The following is an 18260-nucleotide window of genomic DNA, read 5'->3' as shown; positions in this document are numbered from 1 at the left end:
GGTTACTCCTCGATCTCATTCAGGTTGCGCCCGGCCAGTGCGGCTTTGACCGTCGAATCAAGGCGACGGGCGGCAAAAGCATCGGTCACCTGCGACAGACGCTTGGTCTGCTGCTCGATGGCCGCGCCATCAGTGCCGCTGAGCAAATCACGCAATTCTTGCATCTGGTACTCGATGGCGACCCGCTCGTCTTCGCTGAGCAGACGCTCACCGTCGGCGTCCAGGGCGCCCTGCACCGCTTCGAGCAGGCGTTCGCCGTCGACCTGGTGCTCGCGCAACTGGCGCGCCTGCTTGTCGGAACCTGCGTGCTCGAAGGAATCCTTGAGCATGCGGGCAATCTCGCCGTCGGTCAGGCCGTAGGACGGCTTGACCTGAATGCTGGCTTCCACGCCCGAGCCCAGTTCGCGGGCGGCAACGCTGAGCAGGCCATCGGCGTCGACCTGGAAGGTCACGCGGATCTTGGCGGCACCTGCAACCATGGCCGGAATGCCGCGCAGCTCGAAGCGCGCCAGGGAGCGGCAGTCGCTGATCAGCTCGCGCTCACCCTGCAGGACGTGGATCATCATGGCCGACTGGCCATCTTTATACGTCGTGAATTCCTGGGCGCGAGCCACCGGAATGGTGGTGTTGCGCGGGATCACCTTCTCCATCAGCCCGCCCATGGTCTCGAGGCCCAGGGACAGCGGGATGACATCGAGCAGCAGCAGCTCGCCACCTTCGCGGCGGTTGCCGGCCAGGGTATCGGCCTGGATGGCGGCGCCGATGGCCACCACCTGGTCCGGGTCGATCGAGGTCAGCGGGGTGCGACCAAACAGCGCGCCCACGGCTTCGCGCACACGGGGCACGCGAGTCGAACCACCGACCATCACCACTGCGCCTACTTCTTCCAGCTCGACGCCGCTGTCGCGCACAGCGCGGCGGCAGGCTTTCAGGCTGCGGGCAACCAGCGGCTCGATCATGGCTTCGAAGGCGGTGCGGCTCAGTTCGCCCGTCCAGGCACCGTGGCTGACGCTGACAGTGTCAACATCGGTCAGGGCTTCCTTGGCAGCGCAGGCGGCCTGCAGCAACTGGCGCTGGGTGGCCGGATCGAGATCAGCGGACAGGCCGGCCTGCTCGATGATCCAGCCAGCAATGACGTGGTCGAAATCGTCGCCCCCCAGGGCGGTATCGCCACCGGTAGCCAGCACTTCGAACACACCGGCAGTCAGGCGCAGAATGGAAATATCAAAGGTACCGCCACCCAGGTCATAGATGGCCACCAGGCCTTCAGCGTTCTGGTCCAGGCCATAGGCCACGGCAGCGGCAGTCGGCTCGTTGAGCAGGCGCAGCACGCTCAGGCCGGCCAGCCGTGCAGCGTCCTTGGTGGCCTGGCGCTGGGCGTCGTCGAAGTAGGCCGGCACAGTGATCACTGCGCCCACCAACTCGCCACCCAGGGTGGCTTCGGCACGCTCGCGCAGCACCTTGAGGATGTCGGCGGACACTTCGACCGGGCTTTTCGGCCCTTGGACGGTGTCGATGAACGGCATGTGCGACTCACCGCCGATAAAGCGGTACGGCAGTTGCTCACCAAGCTGCTTGACGTCTGCCAGGCCACGACCCATCAGGCGCTTGACCGACAGCACGGTGTTCAGCGGGTCGCTGGCAGCCGCTTCGCGCGCGGCCAGGCCGACTTCGCTGTGGCCAGCCAGGTATCGCACCGCCGAAGGCAGAATGACGTTGCCCTGCGCATCGGGCAGGGGCTCGCTGCGACCGCTGCGCACGGCAGCGACCAGAGAATTGGTGGTACCCAGGTCGATACCCACCGCCAGGCGGCGCTGGTGCGGCTGAGGGCTTTGACCGGGTTCGGCGATCTGCAGTAGGGCCATGCTTATCTGAATACCTTAGGCGTCATCACGGGCGACACCGGGTTAATCGTCGAGGCGCTCTTCCAGTTGGCGCACTTCTTGGGCGAGCTTGTCGAGGAATTGCATGCGGCGCATCAGGCGTTCGGCCTTGTCGCGCTCGGCAGGCACATCCCAGCAGGCGGCGAAATCCTCGTTGAGGGTGTCCTGAGCAGCCTTCAGGCGCTTCTTGAACACAGCCACGCCATCGAGGTCGGCTTCGTCCTGCAGCTCTTCGAGCTCTTCACGCCACTGCATCTGCTGCAACAGGAAATCAGGGTCATGGACCGTGACCTCCTGAGGCACTTCGTGGCCACCGATAGCCAGCAGGTAGCGGGCACGGCGCGGCGCACTGCGCAGGGTCTGGTAGGCATCGTTGAGGGCCGCGGACTTTTCCAGCGCTACCCGCTGCTCGCGCTCGGAGGCGTCGGCGAAGCGGTCCGGATGGACCTCGCGGGCCAGCTCGCGATAGCGAGTGGCCAGTTTGTCGAGGTCCAGGCGGAAGCAGGGCTGGAGGTCAAACAGAGCGTAATGACAAGGAGTACCCACGGCCAGCCTCAGACGTTGAAGCTTTCGCCGCAGCCACACTCACCGCGCACGTTGGGGTTGTTGAACTTGAAGCCTTCGTTCAACCCTTCCTTGACGAAGTCCAGCTCGGTGCCATCGAGGTAGACCAGGCTCTTGGGATCGATGATCACCTTGACGCCGTGGTTCTCGAACACCTGGTCCTCTGCGGCCAGCTCGTCGACGAACTCCAGCACGTAGGCCAGGCCCGAGCAGCCGGTGGTGCGCACGCCCAGGCGAATGCCCTCACCCTTGCCGCGCCCGTCGAGGGAGCGGCGAATGTGGTTGGCGGCGGCTTCTGTCATGCTGATAGCCATCGGAACTCCTTGAGTCTTACCTTGCAACGGGCGGCTTAGATCAAGCCTTTCTTCTGCTTGTAGTCGCGAACAGCTGCCTTGATGGCATCTTCAGCGAGTACCGAGCAGTGGATCTTCACTGGCGGCAACGCCAGTTCTTCCGCCAGCTGGGTGTTCTTGATGGTTTCAGCTTCGTCCAGGGTCTTGCCCTTCATCCACTCGGTGGCGAGGGAGCTGGAAGCGATGGCCGAACCGCAGCCGTAAGTCTTGAACTTGGCATCTTCGATGATGCCTTGCTCGTTGACCTTGATCTGCAGACGCATCACGTCACCGCACGCTGGGGCGCCGACCATGCCGGTACCGACATCCGGGTCTTCGGCGTTCATCTTGCCGACGTTGCGTGGGTTTTCGTAGTGGTCGATGACCTTTTCACTGTATGCCATGGTGCAATTCCTTCCTCATCAGGGAGCCGCTCTTGCCGGCGACTGCTTAGTGGGCGGCCCACTCGATCTTGGAGATGTCAACGCCGTCTTTGTACATGTCCCACAGCGGCGACAGCTCACGCAGTTTGTTGACGGCCATGCAGACTTGCTGCGCGGCGTAGTCGACTTCTTCTTCAGTGGTGAAGCGGCCGAAGGAGAAGCGGATCGAGCTGTGCGCCAGCTCGTCGTTGCGGCCCAGAGCGCGCAGTACATACGACGGCTCGAGCGAAGCGGAGGTACAGGCCGAACCGGACGATACGGCGATGTCCTTCAGGGACATCAGCAGCGATTCGCCTTCGACGTAGTTGAAGCTCAGGTTCAGGTTGTGTGGCACGCGGGCAGTCTTGCTGCCGTTGACGTACAGCTCTTCGAGGTCCGAGACCTGCTTGAAGAAGCGGTCGCTCAGGGCCTTGATACGCACGTTCTCGGCGGCCATTTCCTGCTTGGCAATGGCGAAGGCTTCGCCCATGCCGACGATCTGGTGGGTCGGCAGGGTGCCCGAACGCATGCCGCGCTCATGGCCACCGCCGTGAATGATGGCTTCCAGACGCACGCGCGGCTTGCGGCTGACGTACAGCGCGCCGATACCTTTAGGACCGTAGACCTTGTGCGCCGAGAACGACATCAGGTCGACCTTCAGCTTCTGCAGGTCGATTTCGACCTTGCCAGCCGACTGGGCGGCATCGACGTGGAACAGGACGCCGCGCGAACGGGTCAGTTCACCGATGGCGGCGATGTCGTTGATCGAGCCGACTTCGTTGTTCACGTGCATCAGCGAGACCAGGATGGTGTCGTCGCGCAGGGCGGCTTCAACCATGGCCGGGGTGACGATGCCGTCTTCGCCCGGTTCCAGGTAGGTAACTTCAAAACCTTCACGCTCGAGCTGGCGAGCGGTATCCAGGACCGCCTTGTGCTCGATCTTGGAGGTGATGATGTGCTTGCCCTTGGTCTGATAGAAGTGCGCCACGCCTTTCAGGGCGAGGTTGTCGGACTCGGTGGCACCGCTGGTCCAGACGATTTCGCGCGGGTCGGCGTTGATCAGCTCGGCAACCTGGCGGCGGCCGTTCTCGACCGCTTCTTCGGCCTTCCAGCCGAACACGTGGGAACGCGAGGCCGGGTTACCGAAGTTGCCGTCGACCAGCAGGCAGTCGGCCATCTTCTGGGCGACACGTGGGTCGACCGGCGTGGTAGCGGAGTAATCGAGGTAGATCGGCAACTTCATGGGTATCTCCTATCAGGCGGTGGCGTCGCTCGTCACTGTTGATCTAATCGGTCAGTCGACGGCGGACGTCTCAATCTTGTCCAGCAAGGCGGTACGGCCTGCGACACGCCGCAGGTCCTGGCGCTGAGCGACTTCCTGCACCTCACGGCGCATGACGAGGTCGGCCAGGCTGATGCCGCTGAGGAATTCGTGGATCTGCTGGCTGAGGTCGCACCACAGGTGGTGGGTCAGGCAGGTGTCACCGGCATGGCAATCCCCAAGGCCCTGGCAACGGGTGGCATCGACCGACTCGTTGACCGCGTCGATGACCTGGGCCACCTGGATGGTTTCCATGCCGCGCGACAGCTGGTAGCCACCGCCCGGACCGCGCACACTGGAGACCAGGCTGCTGCGGCGCAGCTTGGCGAACAGCTGTTCCAGATAAGAGAGGGAAATGCCCTGGCGCTCGGAAATGTCGGCCAAAGACACCGGCCCATGCTGCGCGTGCAGTGCCAGGTCGAGCATGGCAGTGACGGCGTATCGGCCTTTGGTAGTCAGTCGCATGGCTAGTGGGTACCACGGGAGTTACGGGATGTGTGCGAGTATGCGATTCCCGAGCATTTAAGTCAACTATTAGACCTACTGCTTTAGTCGGGTTTGCATCGGGGAGGCGGGCGCGAGTGTAGCAGTAAAGGGGCGCGAGCACACGCCCCATATGTCAGAGTGACTTCACTGTGGCGCAATCAATGTGACTGAGTGTCGCGCTGGGCCGCCTGGGTTTCGACCGCGAAGTCATCTTCCGGCAGCTTCGGCAGCTCCTTGGCACAGTAATCACTGCCCATCTTGGTCAGCGCACCACACATGCCCTCCAGGCGCTCGTCGACGGCCTGCAGGTGGTCAAGCATCTGACCGATGGCACGGGCTACCGGGTCCGGCATGTCGCCACTGACACCATAGGCATCGAAACCGATCTTCTCGGCCATGGCCTTGCGCCTGGCCTCGAGCTCGGTGTCCTCGCTGTTCTTGACGATGATCCGCCCTGGGATGCCAACCGCAGTGGCACCAGCCGGCACCGCCTTGGTCACCACCGCATTGGAGCCGATCTTGGCCCCGGCACCGACGGTGAACGGGCCGAGCACCTTGGCACCCGCCCCAACCACCACACCGTTCTCAAGGGTCGGGTGGCGCTTGCCTTTGTTCCAGCTGGTACCACCCAGGGTCACGCCCTGATAAAGAGTGACATCGTCGCCGATCTCGGCGGTTTCGCCGATGACGATGCCCATGCCGTGGTCGATGAAGAAGCGTCGACCGATGGTCGCACCGGGATGGATCTCGATACCGGTCAGCCAGCGCCCGAAGTTCGACACCAGGCGGGCCAGCCACTTGAAGTCGCGCTTCCACAGGGCATTGCCCAGGCGGTGCAGCCAGATGGCGTGCATGCCGGGGTAGCAGGTCAGTACCTCGAAGGCGTTGCGCGCCGCCGGGTCACGATGGAATACGCTTTGGATATCTTCACGCAGACGTTCGAACATCTGTCAGTCCTTCCGTTTATGCGGCTCGCCCCGGACGACCTTCTGGGTCTCGGTGAGGATGCCGCGCAAAATGCTCATTTCCGAACGATTGACCGAGCTGCGCCCATACAGCCGGCGCAGGCGCGGCATCAGGTGCTTGGGCTTCTCGGGGTCGAGGAAGCCGATGTCCACCAGGGTTTTCTCCAGGTGTTCATAGAACAGCTCCATTTCGTCCATGGTCGCCAGCTCGTTGCTGCGCAGCGAGTTGGCATCGAACTTCTCGACTTTCGATGGCGCGCCTTCGGCTGCCAGCCAGGCCATGCGCACCTCGTAGGAGAGCACCTGGACTGCGGCAGCAAGGTTCAGCGAGCTGAAGTCGGGGTTCGAGGGAATGTGCACGTGGAAGTGACATCGCTGCAGTTCTTCGTTGGTCAGGCCGGCGTGTTCGCGCCCGAACACCAAGGCGATCTCTTCACCCCCGTTGGCGTGCTCCACGGCCTTGGCCCCGCACTCACGCGGGTCGATCAACGGCCAGGGGATGCTGCGCTCACGGGCGCTGGTGCCCATGACCAGATTGCATCCGACCAACGCGTCTTCAAGGCTGTCGACCACCTGGGCATTGGCCAGGATATCGTCGGCGCCCGAGGCACGCGCGGTGGCGTCGCCGGACGGGAACTCTTTTGGCTGCACCAGCACCAGACGCGACAAGCCCATGTTTTTCATGGCACGCGCAGCGCCGCCGATGTTGCCGGGGTGGCTGGTATTGACCAGAACAACACGAATATTTTGCAGCAAGGTGTTGTGCTCTCAGATGCAGGTTTGCGGGAAATCGATCTTACAGAACCGACCAGCGTAACGCCATGAAAGCAAATGTGACACTTCTGCCGCCAAACTTTTCTGCTAGAATGATCGGCTTTCTTCTTTAACATCTCCAGGTGACCCGCCCATGCAGCCCATGCTGAATATCGCCCTGCGCGCCGCTCGCAGCGCCAGTGAACTGATTTTCCGCTCCATCGAACGCCTGGATACCATCAAGGTCGACGAGAAAGAGGCCAAGGACTACGTCTCCGAAGTGGATCGCGCCGCCGAGCAGAGCATCGTCAATGCCCTGCGCAAGGCCTACCCGAACCACTCCATTCAAGGTGAAGAAACCGGCCTGCACGCCGGCACCGGCGAAGAAGGCAAGGACTACCTGTGGATCATCGATCCGCTGGACGGCACCACCAACTTCCTGCGCGGCATTCCGCACTTCGCTGTCAGCATCGCCTGCAAATACCGTGGTCGCCTCGAGCACGCCGTGATCGTCGACCCGGTTCGCCAGGAAGAATTCACCGCCAGCCGCGGCCGTGGCGCCCAACTCAATGGCCGCCGCCTGCGCGTCAGCTCGCGCACCAGCCTGGACGGCGCCCTGCTGGGCACCGGCTTCCCGTTCCGTGACAACCAGATGGCTGACATGGACAACTACCTGGGCATGTTCCGCGCCCTGACTGGCCAGACCGCCGGCATTCGCCGCGCCGGCTCCGCCAGCCTGGACCTGGCCTACGTGGCTGCCGGCCGCTTCGACGCCTTCTGGGAGTCGGGGCTGTCCGAGTGGGACATGGCTGCAGGCGTGCTGCTGATCCAGGAAGCCGGTGGCCTGGTGAGCGACTTCAACGGTGGCCACGACTTCCTCGACAAGGGCCACATCGTTGCAGGCAACATCAAGTGCTTCAAGGCCGTCCTGACCGCCATCCAGCCACACCTGCCAGAGCACATGAAGCGCTAAGCGCGGATTGCAGGCAAAAAAAAGCACCCCTCGGGGTGCTTTTTTTATGCTCGGCGCTTACTGCCCGGCTTCGCTGAGGATCAGCTTGCCATTCTTGTCCAGCGGAATGGTCGAACCCGGCTCGCGGTCCATCTTCACCTGGCCGACCTGGTCACCGATGGTGTACTTGACGTTGTAGCCCACCACCTTCTCACTGATGTCGTTGACCGTGTTGCAGCGAGTTTGCGTAGTGGTGTAGGTGTCACGCTCCTGCATGCCTTCCTGCACCTTGTTACCGGCATAACCACCACCGACCGCACCGGCCACGGTGGCGATCTTCTTGCCAGTACCGCCGCCGATCTGGTTACCCAGCAGGCCACCAGCAATGGCACCGACCACGGTACCGGCGATCTGGTGCTGGTCCTTGACCGGCGCCTGACGCGTAACGGCGACATCCTTGCAGACCTCGCGGGGGGTCTTGACCTGCTGCTTGATCGGTTGCACGTCGGTGACCTGGGCGTATTCAGGCCCCTTGTTCACCAAGCTGTAGGTTGCGACAGCACCTCCGGCAGTCACACCGACAGCACCCAGTACAGCACCTACCAGCATTGATTTATTCACATGAACCTCCTGATCCTACCCGCGGGAGCCATCCCGCCTTCTCCCAGCCTTGGAGCGAAAAAAAAGGCGCGAGTTCAACACTCGCGCCTTTTGGTCGCCGAACGGCGTAGGACTAATCCTTAAGGACGGTCGTCCACACCTTCGTTTTTCGCAGGTGGAATCAGGTCTTCGCTGTTCAGGTTCAGCCAGATCAGTACCACGTTGGCGATGTAGATCGACGAATAGGTACCAGCCATGACACCGATGAACAGTGCCAGGGAGAAGCCGAACAGGTTGTCGCCACCGAAGAACAGCAGCGCAGCAATCGCCAGCAAGGTCGACACCGAGGTGGCGATGGTGCGCAGCAGGGTCTGAGTGGTCGAGACGTTGATGTTCTCGATCAGCGAGGCCTTGCGCATCACGCGGAAGTTCTCACGTACCCGGTCGAACACGACGATGGTGTCGTTCAGCGAGTAGCCGATGATCGCCAGTACCGCTGCCAGCACCGTCAGGTCGAAGGTGATCTGGAAGAACGACAGGATACCCAGGGTCACCACCACGTCGTGAATCAGCGAAACGATCGCGCCCACGGCAAACTTCCACTGGAAGCGGAAAGCCAGGTAGATGAGGATGCCGCCCAGTGCCAGCAGCATGCCGAGGCCGCCCTGGTCGCGCAGTTCTTCCCCCACCTGCGGGCCGACGAACTCGACCCGCTTGACCGTGGCCGGGTTGTCCCCGCCAGCTTTCTGCAAGGCTTCAGCGACCTTGTTGCCCAACTGCGGGTCATCGCCAGGCATACGCACCAGCAAGTCGGTGGTAGCGCCAAAGCTCTGTACAACCGCCTCGTGGAAGCCGGAACCAACCAGCTCGGTGCGCACTGCTTCAAGGTTGGCCGGGCGCTCGTAGGTCAGCTCGATCAGCGTACCGCCGGTGAAGTCCAGGCCGAAGTTCAGGCCCTTCTGCCACCAGCTGAACAGCGCCAGCACGGTGAGGAGCACGGTAACGGCGAACGCGACATTGCGCACGCCCATGAAGTTGATGGTTTTCATCGCAGCTCCCTCAAACCCACAGCTTCTTGATGTCACGCCCGCCGCAGGTCAGGTTGACCATTGCACGGGTCACCATGACGGCGGTGAACATCGAGGTGAAAATCCCGAGGGACATGGTGACCGCGAAGCCCTTGACCGGGCCGGTACCCATGGCGAACAGGATGCCGCCGACCAGCAGGCTGGTCAGGTTGGCGTCGATGATCGCGGTATAGGCGCGGTTGAAACCTTCGTGGATGGCGCGCTGCACCGACATGCCGGCATTCAGCTCCTCGCGGATACGCGAGAAGATCAGCACGTTGGCGTCCACCGCCATACCCATGGTCAACACGATACCGGCGATACCTGGCAGGGTCAGGGTCGCGCCCAGCAGCGACATCAGCGCCAGCAGCAGGACCATGTTGCCCGCCAGGGCAACGGTGGCAATCACGCCGAAGCCGCGGTAGATGGCGATGATGAACAGCGAGACGAACAGCATGCCCCACAGCGACGCATCGATACCCTTGGTGATGTTGTCGGCACCCAGGCTTGGGCCAATGGTACGTTCTTCGGCGAAGTACATCGGCGCCGCCAGACCACCGGCACGCAGCAGCAGGGCCAGTTCCGACGATTCACCCTGGCCGTTCAGGCCGGTGATGCGGAACTGGCTGCCCAGTGGCGACTGAATGGTCGCCAGGCTGATGATCTTCTTCTCTTCCTGGAAGCTCTGTACGGCAACGTCCTTTTCGACGCCATCGACAGTCTGCTTGACGTAGCGCGTGACCGGCTTCTGCTCGATGAAGATCACCGCCATGCTACGGCCAACGTTGCTGCGGGTCGCACGACTCATCAGCTCGCCACCGTGGCCATCCAGGCGGATGTTCACTTGCGGCCGACCATGCTCGTCGAAGCTGGCCTGGGCATCGGTCACCTGGTCACCGGTAATGATCAGGCCGCGCTCGACTGCGGCGGAACGGTTGCCTTCACGGAACTCGAAGACCTCGGTAGTGGCCTTGGAAGCGCCCGGCTCGGCACCGAAGCGGAACTCCAGGTTGGCAGTCTTGCCGAGGATACGCTTGGCTTCGGCAGTGTCCTGCACGCCTGGCAGCTCGACCACGATGCGGTTGGCGCCCTGGCGCTGCACCAGCGGTTCAGCCACGCCCAGCTCGTTGACACGGTTGCGGACGGTGGTGAGGTTCTGCTTGATCGAGTATTCGCGGATCTCGGCGACTTTCGCCTGAGTCAGCGCCAGACGCAGCACGGCGAGTTCGTTGCGCTCGGTGGTGGTCAGGTCGAAATCATTGAAATTCTTGCGGATCAGGGCACGTGCCTGTTCGCGGGTAGCATCGTCAGCAAAGCCCAGCATCACACCGCCATCCTGCTGCGGCAGGCTGCGGTAGCGGATGCGCTCTTTGCGCAGCAAGGTCTTGACCTCGCCTTCGTAGACTTTCATGCGGGCGCTCATGGCCTTGTCCATGTCCACTTCCAGCAGGAAGTGCACACCACCGGACAGGTCCAGGCCCAGCTTCATCGGGCGTGCGCCCAGGTTGCGCAGCCATTGCGGAGTAGTCTGGGCCAGGTTCAGGGCCACGACATAATCATCGCCCAGTGCCTTGCGCACGACATCCTTGGCTGGCAGCTGATCTTCCTGTTTGGTCAGGCGGATCAGGCCACTGCCCTTCTCACCCAGGCTCACGCCCTTGACGGTGATACCGGCATCGACCAGCGCCTTGCCGACACGGTCGAGGTCGGCCTGGTTGACCTGCAGCGCCGAACTGGCACCGCTGATCTGCACCGCCGGATCATCCGGGTAAAGGTTGGGAGCGGAATAAATGAAACCGATCGCCAGTACCACCAGGATCAGTGCGTATTTCCACAGAGGGTATTTGTTCAGCATCACGCCGCCCGTTCAAGACGCGGGGCGCTTTGCGCGCCCCGACTGGAAAAATGAAACCGGTAACTCAGATAGCCTTGAGCGTACCTTTTGGCAGGGTGGCCGCGATGGCACCCTTCTGGAACTTCAGCTCGACGGTGTCGGAAACTTCCAGGACCACGAAGTCATCGGAAACCTTGACGATCTTGCCGGCGATGCCGCCGTTGGTGACAACTTCGTCACCTTTCTGCAAGTTGCTCAGCAGGTTCTTCTGCTCTTTCGCGCGCTTGGATTGCGGGCGCCAGATCATCAGGTAGAAGATGACCAGGAAACCGACCAGGAAAATCCACTCGAAACCGGTACCGGCTGGGCCAGCGGCGGGTGCTGCAGCGTCCGCGTATGCGGCGGGGATCAAGAAGCTCATTGGGCACTCCTAATGTAATTTTCTAATAATGGATGCGAACAGTCAGTCCAAAGGCGGCACAGGCAGCCCGCGCTTGGCGTAGAAGGCGTCGACAAAGGCGGCCAATTTACCCTGTTGAATAGCCTCGCGTAAACCGGCCATCAAGCGCTGGTAATGGCGCAAGTTGTGGATGGTATTCAGCATGCTGCTCAGCATTTCGCCGCACTTGTCCAGATGGTGCAGATAAGCGCGGGAGAAGTTGGTGCAGGTATAGCAGTCACAGGTCGGATCCAGCGGCGAATCATCATGGCGATGGAACGCATTGCGGATCTTGATCACCCCTGTATCGACGAACAGGTGGCCGTTGCGCGCGTTGCGCGTGGGCATCACGCAGTCGAACATGTCGACGCCGCGGCGCACACCCTCAACCAGATCTTCCGGTTTGCCTACCCCCATAAGGTAACGAGGTTTGTCAGCCGGCATCTGGTCCGGCAGGTAGTCGAGCACCTTGATCATTTCGTGCTTCGGCTCGCCGACCGACAGGCCGCCGATGGCCAGGCCATCGAAGCCGATGTTTTCCAGGGCTTCCAGCGAGCGCATGCGCAGGTCCTGATACATGCCGCCCTGGACGATACCGAACAGTGCCGCGGTGTTGTCGGCGTGGGCATTCTTCGAGCGCTGCGCCCAGCGCAGCGACAGCTCCATGGAGGTGCGCGCCACGTCGTGCTCGGCCGGGTACGGCGTGCACTCGTCGAAGATCATCACGATGTCCGAGCCCAGGTCGCGCTGCACCTGCATGGACTCTTCCGGGCCCATGAACACCTTGGAGCCGTCGACTGGCGAGGCGAAGGTCACGCCTTCCTCCTTGATCTTGCGCATGGCGCCCAGGCTGAACACCTGGAAACCACCGGAATCGGTGAGGATAGGGCCTTTCCACTGCATGAAATCATGCAGGCCGTTGTGCTTCTTGATCACCTCGGTACCCGGGCGCAGCCACAGGTGGAAGGTGTTGCCGAGGATGATCTCGGCGCCGATGGCCTCGATGTCACGTGGCAGCATGCCCTTGACCGTGCCATAGGTGCCCACCGGCATGAACGCCGGGGTCTCGACCGTGCCACGGGGGAAGGTCAGCCGACCACGACGGGCCTTGCCGTCGGTGGCCAGCAGTTCGAACGACATTCGACAGGTGCGACTCATGCTTGATCCTCTGGGCCGCGTGGCGCCGGATTGCGGGTAATGAACATGGCATCACCGTAACTGAAGAAGCGGTAACCGTTGTCGACCGCCGCCGCGTAGGCAGCCATGGTCTCGGGGTAACCGGCGAAGGCCGAGACCAGCATCAGCAGCGTGGACTCCGGCAGATGGAAGTTGGTGACCAGGCAATCGACCACATGGAATGGCCGGCCCGGGTAGATGAAGATGTCGGTGTCGCCGCTGAAGGCCTTGAGCACGCCGTCGCGCGCTGCGCTCTCCAGCGAACGCACGCTGGTGGTACCGACCGCGATCACCCGGCCGCCACGGGCGCGGCAGGCCTCGATGGCGTCGACCACGTCCTGGCTCACTTCGAGCCACTCTTTGTGCATATGGTGATCTTCGATCTTGTCGACCCGCACCGGCTGGAAGGTGCCAGCCCCCACATGCAGGGTGACGAAGGCGCGCTCGACGCCCTTGGCGGCGATCTTCTCCAGCAGCGCTTCGTCGAAGTGCAGGCCGGCAGTGGGCGCGGCCACCGCACCGGCGCGTTCGGCGTACACGGTCTGGTAGCGCTCACGGTCGGCGCCTTCGTCGGGGCGGTCGATGTACGGCGGCAATGGCATGTGACCGACGCGATCGAGCAGTGGCAACACCTCTTCGGTGAAGCGCAACTCGAACAGCGTGTCATGGCGGGCAACCATTTCGGCCTCGCCACCGCCATCGATGAGGATTATTGCCCCTTCTTTCGGCGCCTTGCTGGCCCGCACATGGGCCAGCACGCGGTGGCTGTCGAGCACACGCTCGACCAGCACTTCCAGCTTGCCGCCAGAGGCTTTCTGGCCAAACAGCCGGGCCGGAATCACCCGGGTGTTGTTGAACACCATCAGGTCGCCCGGCCGCAGATAGTCGAGCAGATCGGGGAATTGCTTGTGCGCCAACGCCCCGCTCGGCCCATCGAGGACCAGCAGACGGCTGCCATGGCGCTCGGCCAGAGGGTGGCGGGCGATCAGGGAATCGGGGAGTTCGAAGGAAAAATCGGCGACGCGCATGATGATGTTCGGGTTCGACAGGGCCGGGAAGTTTAGCCCAATGCGTGAAAATTGACCATGAAAGCCGATTGACCGACCAAGGGCAGCTCTCTATACTGCGCGCCACAAGCCCTGATGGCGGAATTGGTAGACGCGGCGGATTCAAAATCCGTTTTCGAAAGGAGTGGGAGTTCGAGTCTCCCTCGGGGCACCAAGATCCAGAAGAAACCGACCTTATGGTCGGTTTTTTTGTGCCTGGCGTTTTCCCCTGACAGGGCCACGTGGCAGCTCACGGCTTGCTCGGCCTCAGCAGGGACGACCGGCATCAATCCATGCCTTCACCTGCTTCATGCCCAACCTGTAACGGGCGCAGTTGTGCAACGCCAGAATATCCAGTTCGCCGCGTAGCAGTGGCGCAAACTGCACTTTCTCTTCTTCAGACAGTTCCAGCCCAGCCACCACCTGATCCGCAGTCAAGCCCTCGCGCACGACGGCATTGATTGCTTCGTTCAACAGCTCTCGATAGCGCAGGCGAACAGGGTCCGGCACCCCCATGGCTTCGAGCATCACGCCATACTTGCTGATCGAACGGCGATATACCCAGACAAACAGATCTGCGGCCATGGACATATTCCGCTGCTCGTAGACCCCCATCATTGCCAGCGCATAATCTTCTGGATTCACATCCAGGAATGACAACGGCGAGCAGTTATAGAGCATCAACGGAATGTTCGCTGCCAACCGGCTTGTGCGTTTGTTGCCATCCTCGAACGGTTGCAGGTAGGCCAGATTTATCCACAGGAAGAACGCGGCTTCTATCGGGTTCTTGATTTGCCTCGCCTTGTCCAATATCTGCTCGAACATCTCCTCCAGCAGGGAGGGCACCTGGGTCGGGAAACAGGTGGTACCACTGATGTTCACTACGGTCTGGCGAATACTGCCCAAGGCAGCGCCATCTGCCAGCAGATCCTGCATCAGCAGGGCATGCAGGTTGCTGATAACCGCCGGATTGAGCCCGTACTCAGGCACCGCATCAACCATGAACTCGATGGCAGCCTTGTGGTTGAGCAGCATGACCGCATCCAGATCGCCACCTGTCACACCACTTTCGAAAAGCCTTTCGGTGTCGAGCAGTGTGTAGCGGTTGCCTTCCAGGCGCGATGAAGACCAGGACAGATCAATCAGCAAAGGCTCCAGCACCTTGCGCGCATAAGTGCCCGCTGGCTGCTGCCCTCTCATTCGGCCCTCAAGCTCTAGTGCGGCGGCCAGATTCTGGGGCAGCCACGTGGTCTGATTCGGTTGATAGCTGTCCACCAGATCACGCTGATACGTCACCACGTCGCGCGCTGCCAATGGCCGAAGCAGCGATGCACGAAGTGCGCGGCTTTCCGACGACCAAGGCAATTCGGCGGTGATATTCGGTGCTTGCTCACTTTCGCTGGCAAGAGGAGCAGCAAACTTCAGTCGATATCGCGTTGTACGCCCTTCTTTTTCACGCTCAACCTTGCCCGCCTCCAGCAATACCTCCAGGTGGCGTTTGACAGTTGACCAGCTCGCATCCAGGCGCTCGGCCAGTTCGCGAGAACTGAGTGCTTGATTGCCTTGCAAAGCGATCAGGATCTTGTTTGGCAACGTCATGACATCTCCGGATATAGCTCAATGCAGCTCAATATAGCTCAATATAGCTCAATGCAGCTCAATGCAGCTCAATGCAGCTCAATGCAGCTCAATGCAGCTCATTCGAGCTCAACCCAGCTCATTCGTCGTGACAAGCCAAAAAGCACCGAGCTATTGACGCCACCCCAATGTCCACGCGCCTTCCAGGTATCCAGGGATTCTATTGGCCGCCACGGCAGTGCTGGCCATAAGCTGTCATTCGTCGGTTATATGTCGAAAGTATTGATGCCGTAATATCACTTAGCCATAGTTGCGCCCCCCTTACCCATGATGACTGCGTGACCCATGAACAAAACCGCGCCCTGTCTGGCAGCAATGATGCTGCTGAGTGGGTGCAATGGAATGCCAACCGCATACGTTTCAGACCCCGTCTACGACCAGGCTTTTGTCGTCACCTCCGGTGCCCCCCTGCCGATGCTGCTGATGGCCAGCGCCATTCAGTGGAATGAAGACTACGCCGTCACTGCCAAGCACACCCCGTTCCTGCGCAACGTGGTGCATGAGGGGCTGGGTGATGTGGTGTTCTTCAGGCACAAGGCCAGCAAGGTGCCGCAGTGGCGCCAGTTCGTCCCGGGCGAGTCGGTGACGGCGGTCGGCTTCAACAGCTTGATGATGCCGGTGCAAGGCAAGGGCCATACGCTCGACTCGCTGGTGCGCCTGGAAGGCACACCGGGCAGCGTCTTCTACTCGGTGCATGACGGCCCGCTGGTCAAGGGCATGTCCGGTGGCCCGGTGTTCGCCGCTGACGGCAAGGTGGTCGGGATGAACGTCGCCTTCATCGCCAAGGACGGGATCGATGCCCGCAACCGCCCGGACCTGGCCGGCAAGGCACGCGTCAGTGTGTTCATGTCGTACAGCGAGATCGACAAGGAATGGCGGCGCTTCCAGTACCTGGCGCACAAGGGCAAACCGAACGGCGCGCCGGCTCCGGTGAAAGGCTATGTGGTTGCCAGCAAGCCTTGATCCACCGTTGTGGGCCAACATGATACGGTTGCGGTCGGCCTGACGATTTGGCCAGCACATTCACGCAAAAGGACCTGCCATGCACTTTGCCCACCGCCCCGTCCAACCCAGTGACATCCCGGCCATCTGCTGCTTCCCGCAAGGCCCGGACGAGCTGTTCTACATGTTCCCCAAGGCCACCTACCCGCTCACCCCCGCGCAACTGAGCGACGCTATCGCCCAGCGCAGCGGCTCGAGCGTGGTCGAAGGCGACGGCCTGGTGCTCGGTTTTGCCAACTTCTACAAGGCCGAGCACGGCGGTATCTGCGCCCTCGGCAACGTGGTGGTCGCCCCCGCCGCTCGCGGCCAGGGCGTGGCACGTTACCTGGTACAGAGCATGATCGAACTGGCCCGCGAGCAGTTCGCGGCGCGGGAGGTCTGGGTGTCGTGCTTCAACCACAACACCGCGGGATTGCTGCTTTATCCACAGCTTGGCTTCGTACCGTTTGGCATTGAGGAGCGGCAGGCTCAGGATGGCAAGCGGGTGGCGTTGGTACAGATGAAACAGCAACTGCGTTGATCACGGAATTGCGCGCCCGCGCTCTGTCGACGTGAAGCCGCGCCCGGGCAAGTTCGGCAGAGTTGCCATCGCTCATCACCTGCATCAGGTATTCCTCGATTGCCTCTTCGCAATCCAGGAGGTTTGCCATGTCGAAAGGAATCAGATTCGGCTTCATCAGAGCCCCCGCATAAATGCGCGAAATAAAGAGGCACCGACAATGCCAGTTCTTTTTTCGACACCCTAGTCAGCGGCCTCCGAAAGCTGTGTAGTCCGCTTCGCGCTTTTTAAACAACACGTCCAGTAACACCGCCAGGACAAACAGCACCGAACCATACCCGCCCCTCGACGTCCCATCCTGCATCCCCGGCTTTTCGAGGCAGCTCATGTGAAAGACGTCATCGCCCGCAAATACCGCCTGATCGTCAAGACCTTCGGCTACATCGGCTGGTCGCTGTTCTGGCTGCTGCTCTGGGATGTGCTGGTCACCATCGACTTCATGCTGTTCTTCAACAGCAAGTTCACCCTGCCGCTGATCCCGCTGACCTTGCTGGGTTCGGCGCTGGTGGTGCTGGTGAGCTTTCGCAACAGCAGCGCCTACAACCGCTGGTGGGAAGCGCGGACCTTGTGGGGGGCGCTGGTGAACGGTTCGCGTAGCTTCGCCCGGCAGACGCTGACGCTCATCGATGACACCGAAGAGGGACTTAACCCGGTCAAGGCGACATTGTTGCGCCGGCATATCGCCTATGTGAACTGCCTGGCGGCGCACCTGAAGGGCGAGGCCTGCCCGGACGAGCTGATGGCGTTCATCCCGCCGGGCGAGTTCGAGCGGCGCAACCGCTCGAACAACTTTGCCAACGATATCCTCAGTGGCTCGGCAGCATTGCTGGCACGGGAATACCAGGCCGGGCGGCTGGACAGCATTCGCCTGGCGCGGCTGGAGTCGACGCTGGTGGACCTGTCCAACGCCCAGGGCGGTATGGAGCGTATTGCCAATACGCCGCTGCCCTACCCTTACGTGTATTTTCCACGGCTGTTCATTACCCTGTTCTGCCTGATCGTGCCGGTGGGGCTGGTGGAATCGCTGGGCTGGTTCACGCCGCTGGCATCGACGGTGGTCGGGTTCATGCTGCTGGCGATCGAACGGATCGGGACTGATCTGCAGAGTCCGTTTCGCTTTAGTGAGCATCAGATTCAGATGGATAGCATCTGCGAGACCATTGAACGGAATCTGGAATCGATGCAGCGGGAAGCGCAGTGTGGAGAGCTGGTGCCGTAAAG

19 protein-coding genes, 1 tRNA gene and 1 pseudogene are annotated in these 18260 nt (G+C 61.6%); 5 read left to right on the top strand and 16 right to left on the bottom strand.

The window, feature by feature from the left end:
• Positions 1 to 2: 2 nt before the first annotated feature.
• The 8 genes from hscA to trmJ form a co-directional block, all read right to left on the bottom strand.
• The gene (hscA, locus tag ABE528_RS12710; protein ID WP_346653152.1) at positions 3 to 1865 is read right to left on the bottom strand and encodes a Fe-S protein assembly chaperone HscA; all 1863 of its coding nucleotides are present in this window, start codon (positions 1863 to 1865) and stop codon (positions 3 to 5) included.
• A gap of 42 nt (positions 1866 to 1907) precedes the next feature.
• Positions 1908 to 2429: a co-chaperone HscB gene (gene hscB, locus ABE528_RS12705; protein ID WP_346653151.1), complete on the bottom strand. Its 522-nt coding sequence runs from the start codon at positions 2427 to 2429 to the stop codon at positions 1908 to 1910.
• A gap of 8 nt (positions 2430 to 2437) precedes the next feature.
• Complete coding sequence (gene iscA, locus ABE528_RS12700) at positions 2438 to 2761, bottom strand: iron-sulfur cluster assembly protein IscA (RefSeq protein ID WP_023630636.1); 324 nt, start codon at positions 2759 to 2761, stop codon at positions 2438 to 2440.
• 35 nt (positions 2762 to 2796) lie between these two features.
• Entirely contained in the window at positions 2797 to 3183 is a 387-nt protein-coding gene (gene iscU / locus ABE528_RS12695) for a Fe-S cluster assembly scaffold IscU (RefSeq protein ID WP_007929523.1), read from the bottom strand.
• A gap of 46 nt (positions 3184 to 3229) precedes the next feature.
• On the bottom strand, positions 3230 to 4444 hold the full coding sequence (locus ABE528_RS12690) for an IscS subfamily cysteine desulfurase (RefSeq protein WP_027920282.1): 1215 nt from the start codon (positions 4442 to 4444) through the stop codon (positions 3230 to 3232).
• Positions 4445 to 4495: 51 nt separating this feature from the next.
• Positions 4496 to 4987, bottom strand: coding sequence for a Fe-S cluster assembly transcriptional regulator IscR (gene iscR, locus ABE528_RS12685; RefSeq protein ID WP_054887562.1), 492 nt, complete (start codon positions 4985 to 4987; stop codon positions 4496 to 4498).
• A gap of 179 nt (positions 4988 to 5166) precedes the next feature.
• Positions 5167 to 5955 carry a serine O-acetyltransferase gene (cysE, locus tag ABE528_RS12680; RefSeq protein ID WP_152956691.1) on the bottom strand — a complete coding sequence of 263 codons (789 nt, stop codon included), beginning with the start codon at positions 5953 to 5955 and terminating at the stop codon, positions 5167 to 5169.
• Positions 5956 to 5958: 3 nt separating this feature from the next.
• The gene (gene trmJ, locus ABE528_RS12675) at positions 5959 to 6729 is read right to left on the bottom strand and encodes a tRNA (cytosine(32)/uridine(32)-2'-O)-methyltransferase TrmJ (protein WP_152956690.1); all 771 of its coding nucleotides are present in this window, start codon (positions 6727 to 6729) and stop codon (positions 5959 to 5961) included.
• A gap of 151 nt (positions 6730 to 6880) precedes the next feature.
• Here trmJ and suhB point away from each other — a divergent pair, with 151 nt between their 5' ends.
• The gene (gene suhB / locus ABE528_RS12670; RefSeq protein ID WP_152956689.1) at positions 6881 to 7699 is read left to right on the top strand and encodes an inositol-phosphate phosphatase; all 819 of its coding nucleotides are present in this window, start codon (positions 6881 to 6883) and stop codon (positions 7697 to 7699) included.
• Between the two features lie 57 nt (positions 7700 to 7756).
• On the opposite strand, the gene ABE528_RS12665 is transcribed toward suhB, so the two are convergent.
• The 6 genes from ABE528_RS12665 to queA all read right to left on the bottom strand — a co-directional run bounded on the left by ABE528_RS12665 (position 7757) and on the right by queA (position 13822).
• On the bottom strand, positions 7757 to 8299 hold the full coding sequence (locus tag ABE528_RS12665; RefSeq protein WP_346644602.1) for a glycine zipper 2TM domain-containing protein: 543 nt from the start codon (positions 8297 to 8299) through the stop codon (positions 7757 to 7759).
• Positions 8300 to 8418: 119 nt separating this feature from the next.
• Entirely contained in the window at positions 8419 to 9327 is a 909-nt protein-coding gene (gene secF, locus ABE528_RS12660; RefSeq protein ID WP_152956688.1) for a protein translocase subunit SecF, read from the bottom strand.
• A gap of 10 nt (positions 9328 to 9337) precedes the next feature.
• A complete protein-coding gene (secD, locus tag ABE528_RS12655) occupies positions 9338 to 11200 on the bottom strand; it encodes a protein translocase subunit SecD (RefSeq protein WP_152956687.1) in 1863 nt (620 codons plus the stop codon).
• A gap of 64 nt (positions 11201 to 11264) precedes the next feature.
• Positions 11265 to 11600 (bottom strand): preprotein translocase subunit YajC, encoded by a 336-nt coding sequence (yajC, locus tag ABE528_RS12650; protein WP_027920288.1) that lies wholly within the window; start codon positions 11598 to 11600, stop codon positions 11265 to 11267.
• Between the two features lie 42 nt (positions 11601 to 11642).
• Positions 11643 to 12758: a tRNA guanosine(34) transglycosylase Tgt gene (tgt, locus tag ABE528_RS12645; protein WP_178120086.1), complete on the bottom strand. Its 1116-nt coding sequence runs from the start codon at positions 12756 to 12758 to the stop codon at positions 11643 to 11645.
• A 14-nt stretch (positions 12759 to 12772) separates the two neighbouring features.
• Entirely contained in the window at positions 12773 to 13822 is a 1050-nt protein-coding gene (queA, locus tag ABE528_RS12640) for a tRNA preQ1(34) S-adenosylmethionine ribosyltransferase-isomerase QueA (RefSeq protein ID WP_152956685.1), read from the bottom strand.
• Positions 13823 to 13930: 108 nt separating this feature from the next.
• Between queA and ABE528_RS12635 the strand changes: the two genes are divergently transcribed.
• Positions 13931 to 14015 (top strand) — tRNA-Leu (locus ABE528_RS12635).
• A 92-nt stretch (positions 14016 to 14107) separates the two neighbouring features.
• Here ABE528_RS12635 and ABE528_RS12630 read toward each other — a convergent pair.
• The gene (locus tag ABE528_RS12630; protein ID WP_346653150.1) at positions 14108 to 15439 is read right to left on the bottom strand and encodes a Fic family protein; all 1332 of its coding nucleotides are present in this window, start codon (positions 15437 to 15439) and stop codon (positions 14108 to 14110) included.
• Positions 15440 to 15796: 357 nt separating this feature from the next.
• On the opposite strand from ABE528_RS12630, the gene ABE528_RS12625 reads away from it, so the two are divergent.
• Together ABE528_RS12625 and ABE528_RS12620 are read left to right on the top strand one after the other, a co-directional pair.
• Positions 15797 to 16441: a trypsin-like peptidase domain-containing protein gene (locus ABE528_RS12625; RefSeq protein WP_152956766.1), complete on the top strand. Its 645-nt coding sequence runs from the start codon at positions 15797 to 15799 to the stop codon at positions 16439 to 16441.
• A 79-nt stretch (positions 16442 to 16520) separates the two neighbouring features.
• Positions 16521 to 17000 (top strand): GNAT family N-acetyltransferase, encoded by a 480-nt coding sequence (locus tag ABE528_RS12620; protein WP_152956684.1) that lies wholly within the window; start codon positions 16521 to 16523, stop codon positions 16998 to 17000.
• A 10-nt stretch (positions 17001 to 17010) separates the two neighbouring features.
• Here the strand turns inward: ABE528_RS12620 and ABE528_RS12615 are convergent.
• Positions 17011 to 17157, bottom strand: a pseudogene (locus ABE528_RS12615) (transcriptional regulator); the annotation flags it as partial.
• A gap of 210 nt (positions 17158 to 17367) precedes the next feature.
• Here ABE528_RS12615 and ABE528_RS12610 point away from each other — a divergent pair.
• Positions 17368 to 18258, top strand: coding sequence for a bestrophin family ion channel (locus ABE528_RS12610; protein WP_346653149.1), 891 nt, complete (start codon positions 17368 to 17370; stop codon positions 18256 to 18258).
• Positions 18259 to 18260 lie beyond the last annotated feature (2 nt).

Origin of the sequence: Pseudomonas sp. TWI628, assembly GCF_039673865.1 — a bacterium.
Lineage (GTDB): Bacteria > Pseudomonadota > Gammaproteobacteria > Pseudomonadales > Pseudomonadaceae > Aquipseudomonas.
Note: the sequence above shows the minus strand (reverse complement) of the source record. Positions and strands in the feature narration are given on the sequence as shown.

Bases quoted from the DNA above. Each gene is read 5' to 3' on its own strand.
- hscA (WP_346653152.1), bottom strand. From the start codon at position 1,865: ATGGCCCTACTGCAGATCGCCGAACCCGGTCAAAGCCCTCAGCCGCAC.
- iscA (WP_023630636.1), bottom strand. From the start codon at position 2,761: ATGGCTATCAGCATGACAGAAGCCGCCGCCAACCACATTCGCCGCTCC.
- iscU (WP_007929523.1), bottom strand. From the start codon at position 3,183: ATGGCATACAGTGAAAAGGTCATCGACCACTACGAAAACCCACGCAAC.
- ABE528_RS12690 (WP_027920282.1), bottom strand. From the start codon at position 4,444: ATGAAGTTGCCGATCTACCTCGATTACTCCGCTACCACGCCGGTCGAC.
- iscR (WP_054887562.1), bottom strand. From the start codon at position 4,987: ATGCGACTGACTACCAAAGGCCGATACGCCGTCACTGCCATGCTCGAC.
- cysE (WP_152956691.1), bottom strand. From the start codon at position 5,955: ATGTTCGAACGTCTGCGTGAAGATATCCAAAGCGTATTCCATCGTGAC.
- suhB (WP_152956689.1), top strand. From the start codon at position 6,881: ATGCAGCCCATGCTGAATATCGCCCTGCGCGCCGCTCGCAGCGCCAGT.
- secF (WP_152956688.1), bottom strand. From the start codon at position 9,327: ATGAAAACCATCAACTTCATGGGCGTGCGCAATGTCGCGTTCGCCGTT.
- secD (WP_152956687.1), bottom strand. From the start codon at position 11,200: ATGCTGAACAAATACCCTCTGTGGAAATACGCACTGATCCTGGTGGTA.
- yajC (WP_027920288.1), bottom strand. From the start codon at position 11,600: ATGAGCTTCTTGATCCCCGCCGCATACGCGGACGCTGCAGCACCCGCC.
- tgt (WP_178120086.1), bottom strand. From the start codon at position 12,758: ATGTCGTTCGAACTGCTGGCCACCGACGGCAAGGCCCGTCGTGGTCGG.
- queA (WP_152956685.1), bottom strand. From the start codon at position 13,822: ATGCGCGTCGCCGATTTTTCCTTCGAACTCCCCGATTCCCTGATCGCC.
- ABE528_RS12630 (WP_346653150.1), bottom strand. From the start codon at position 15,439: ATGACGTTGCCAAACAAGATCCTGATCGCTTTGCAAGGCAATCAAGCA.
- ABE528_RS12625 (WP_152956766.1), top strand. From the start codon at position 15,797: ATGCTGCTGAGTGGGTGCAATGGAATGCCAACCGCATACGTTTCAGAC.
- ABE528_RS12620 (WP_152956684.1), top strand. From the start codon at position 16,521: ATGCACTTTGCCCACCGCCCCGTCCAACCCAGTGACATCCCGGCCATC.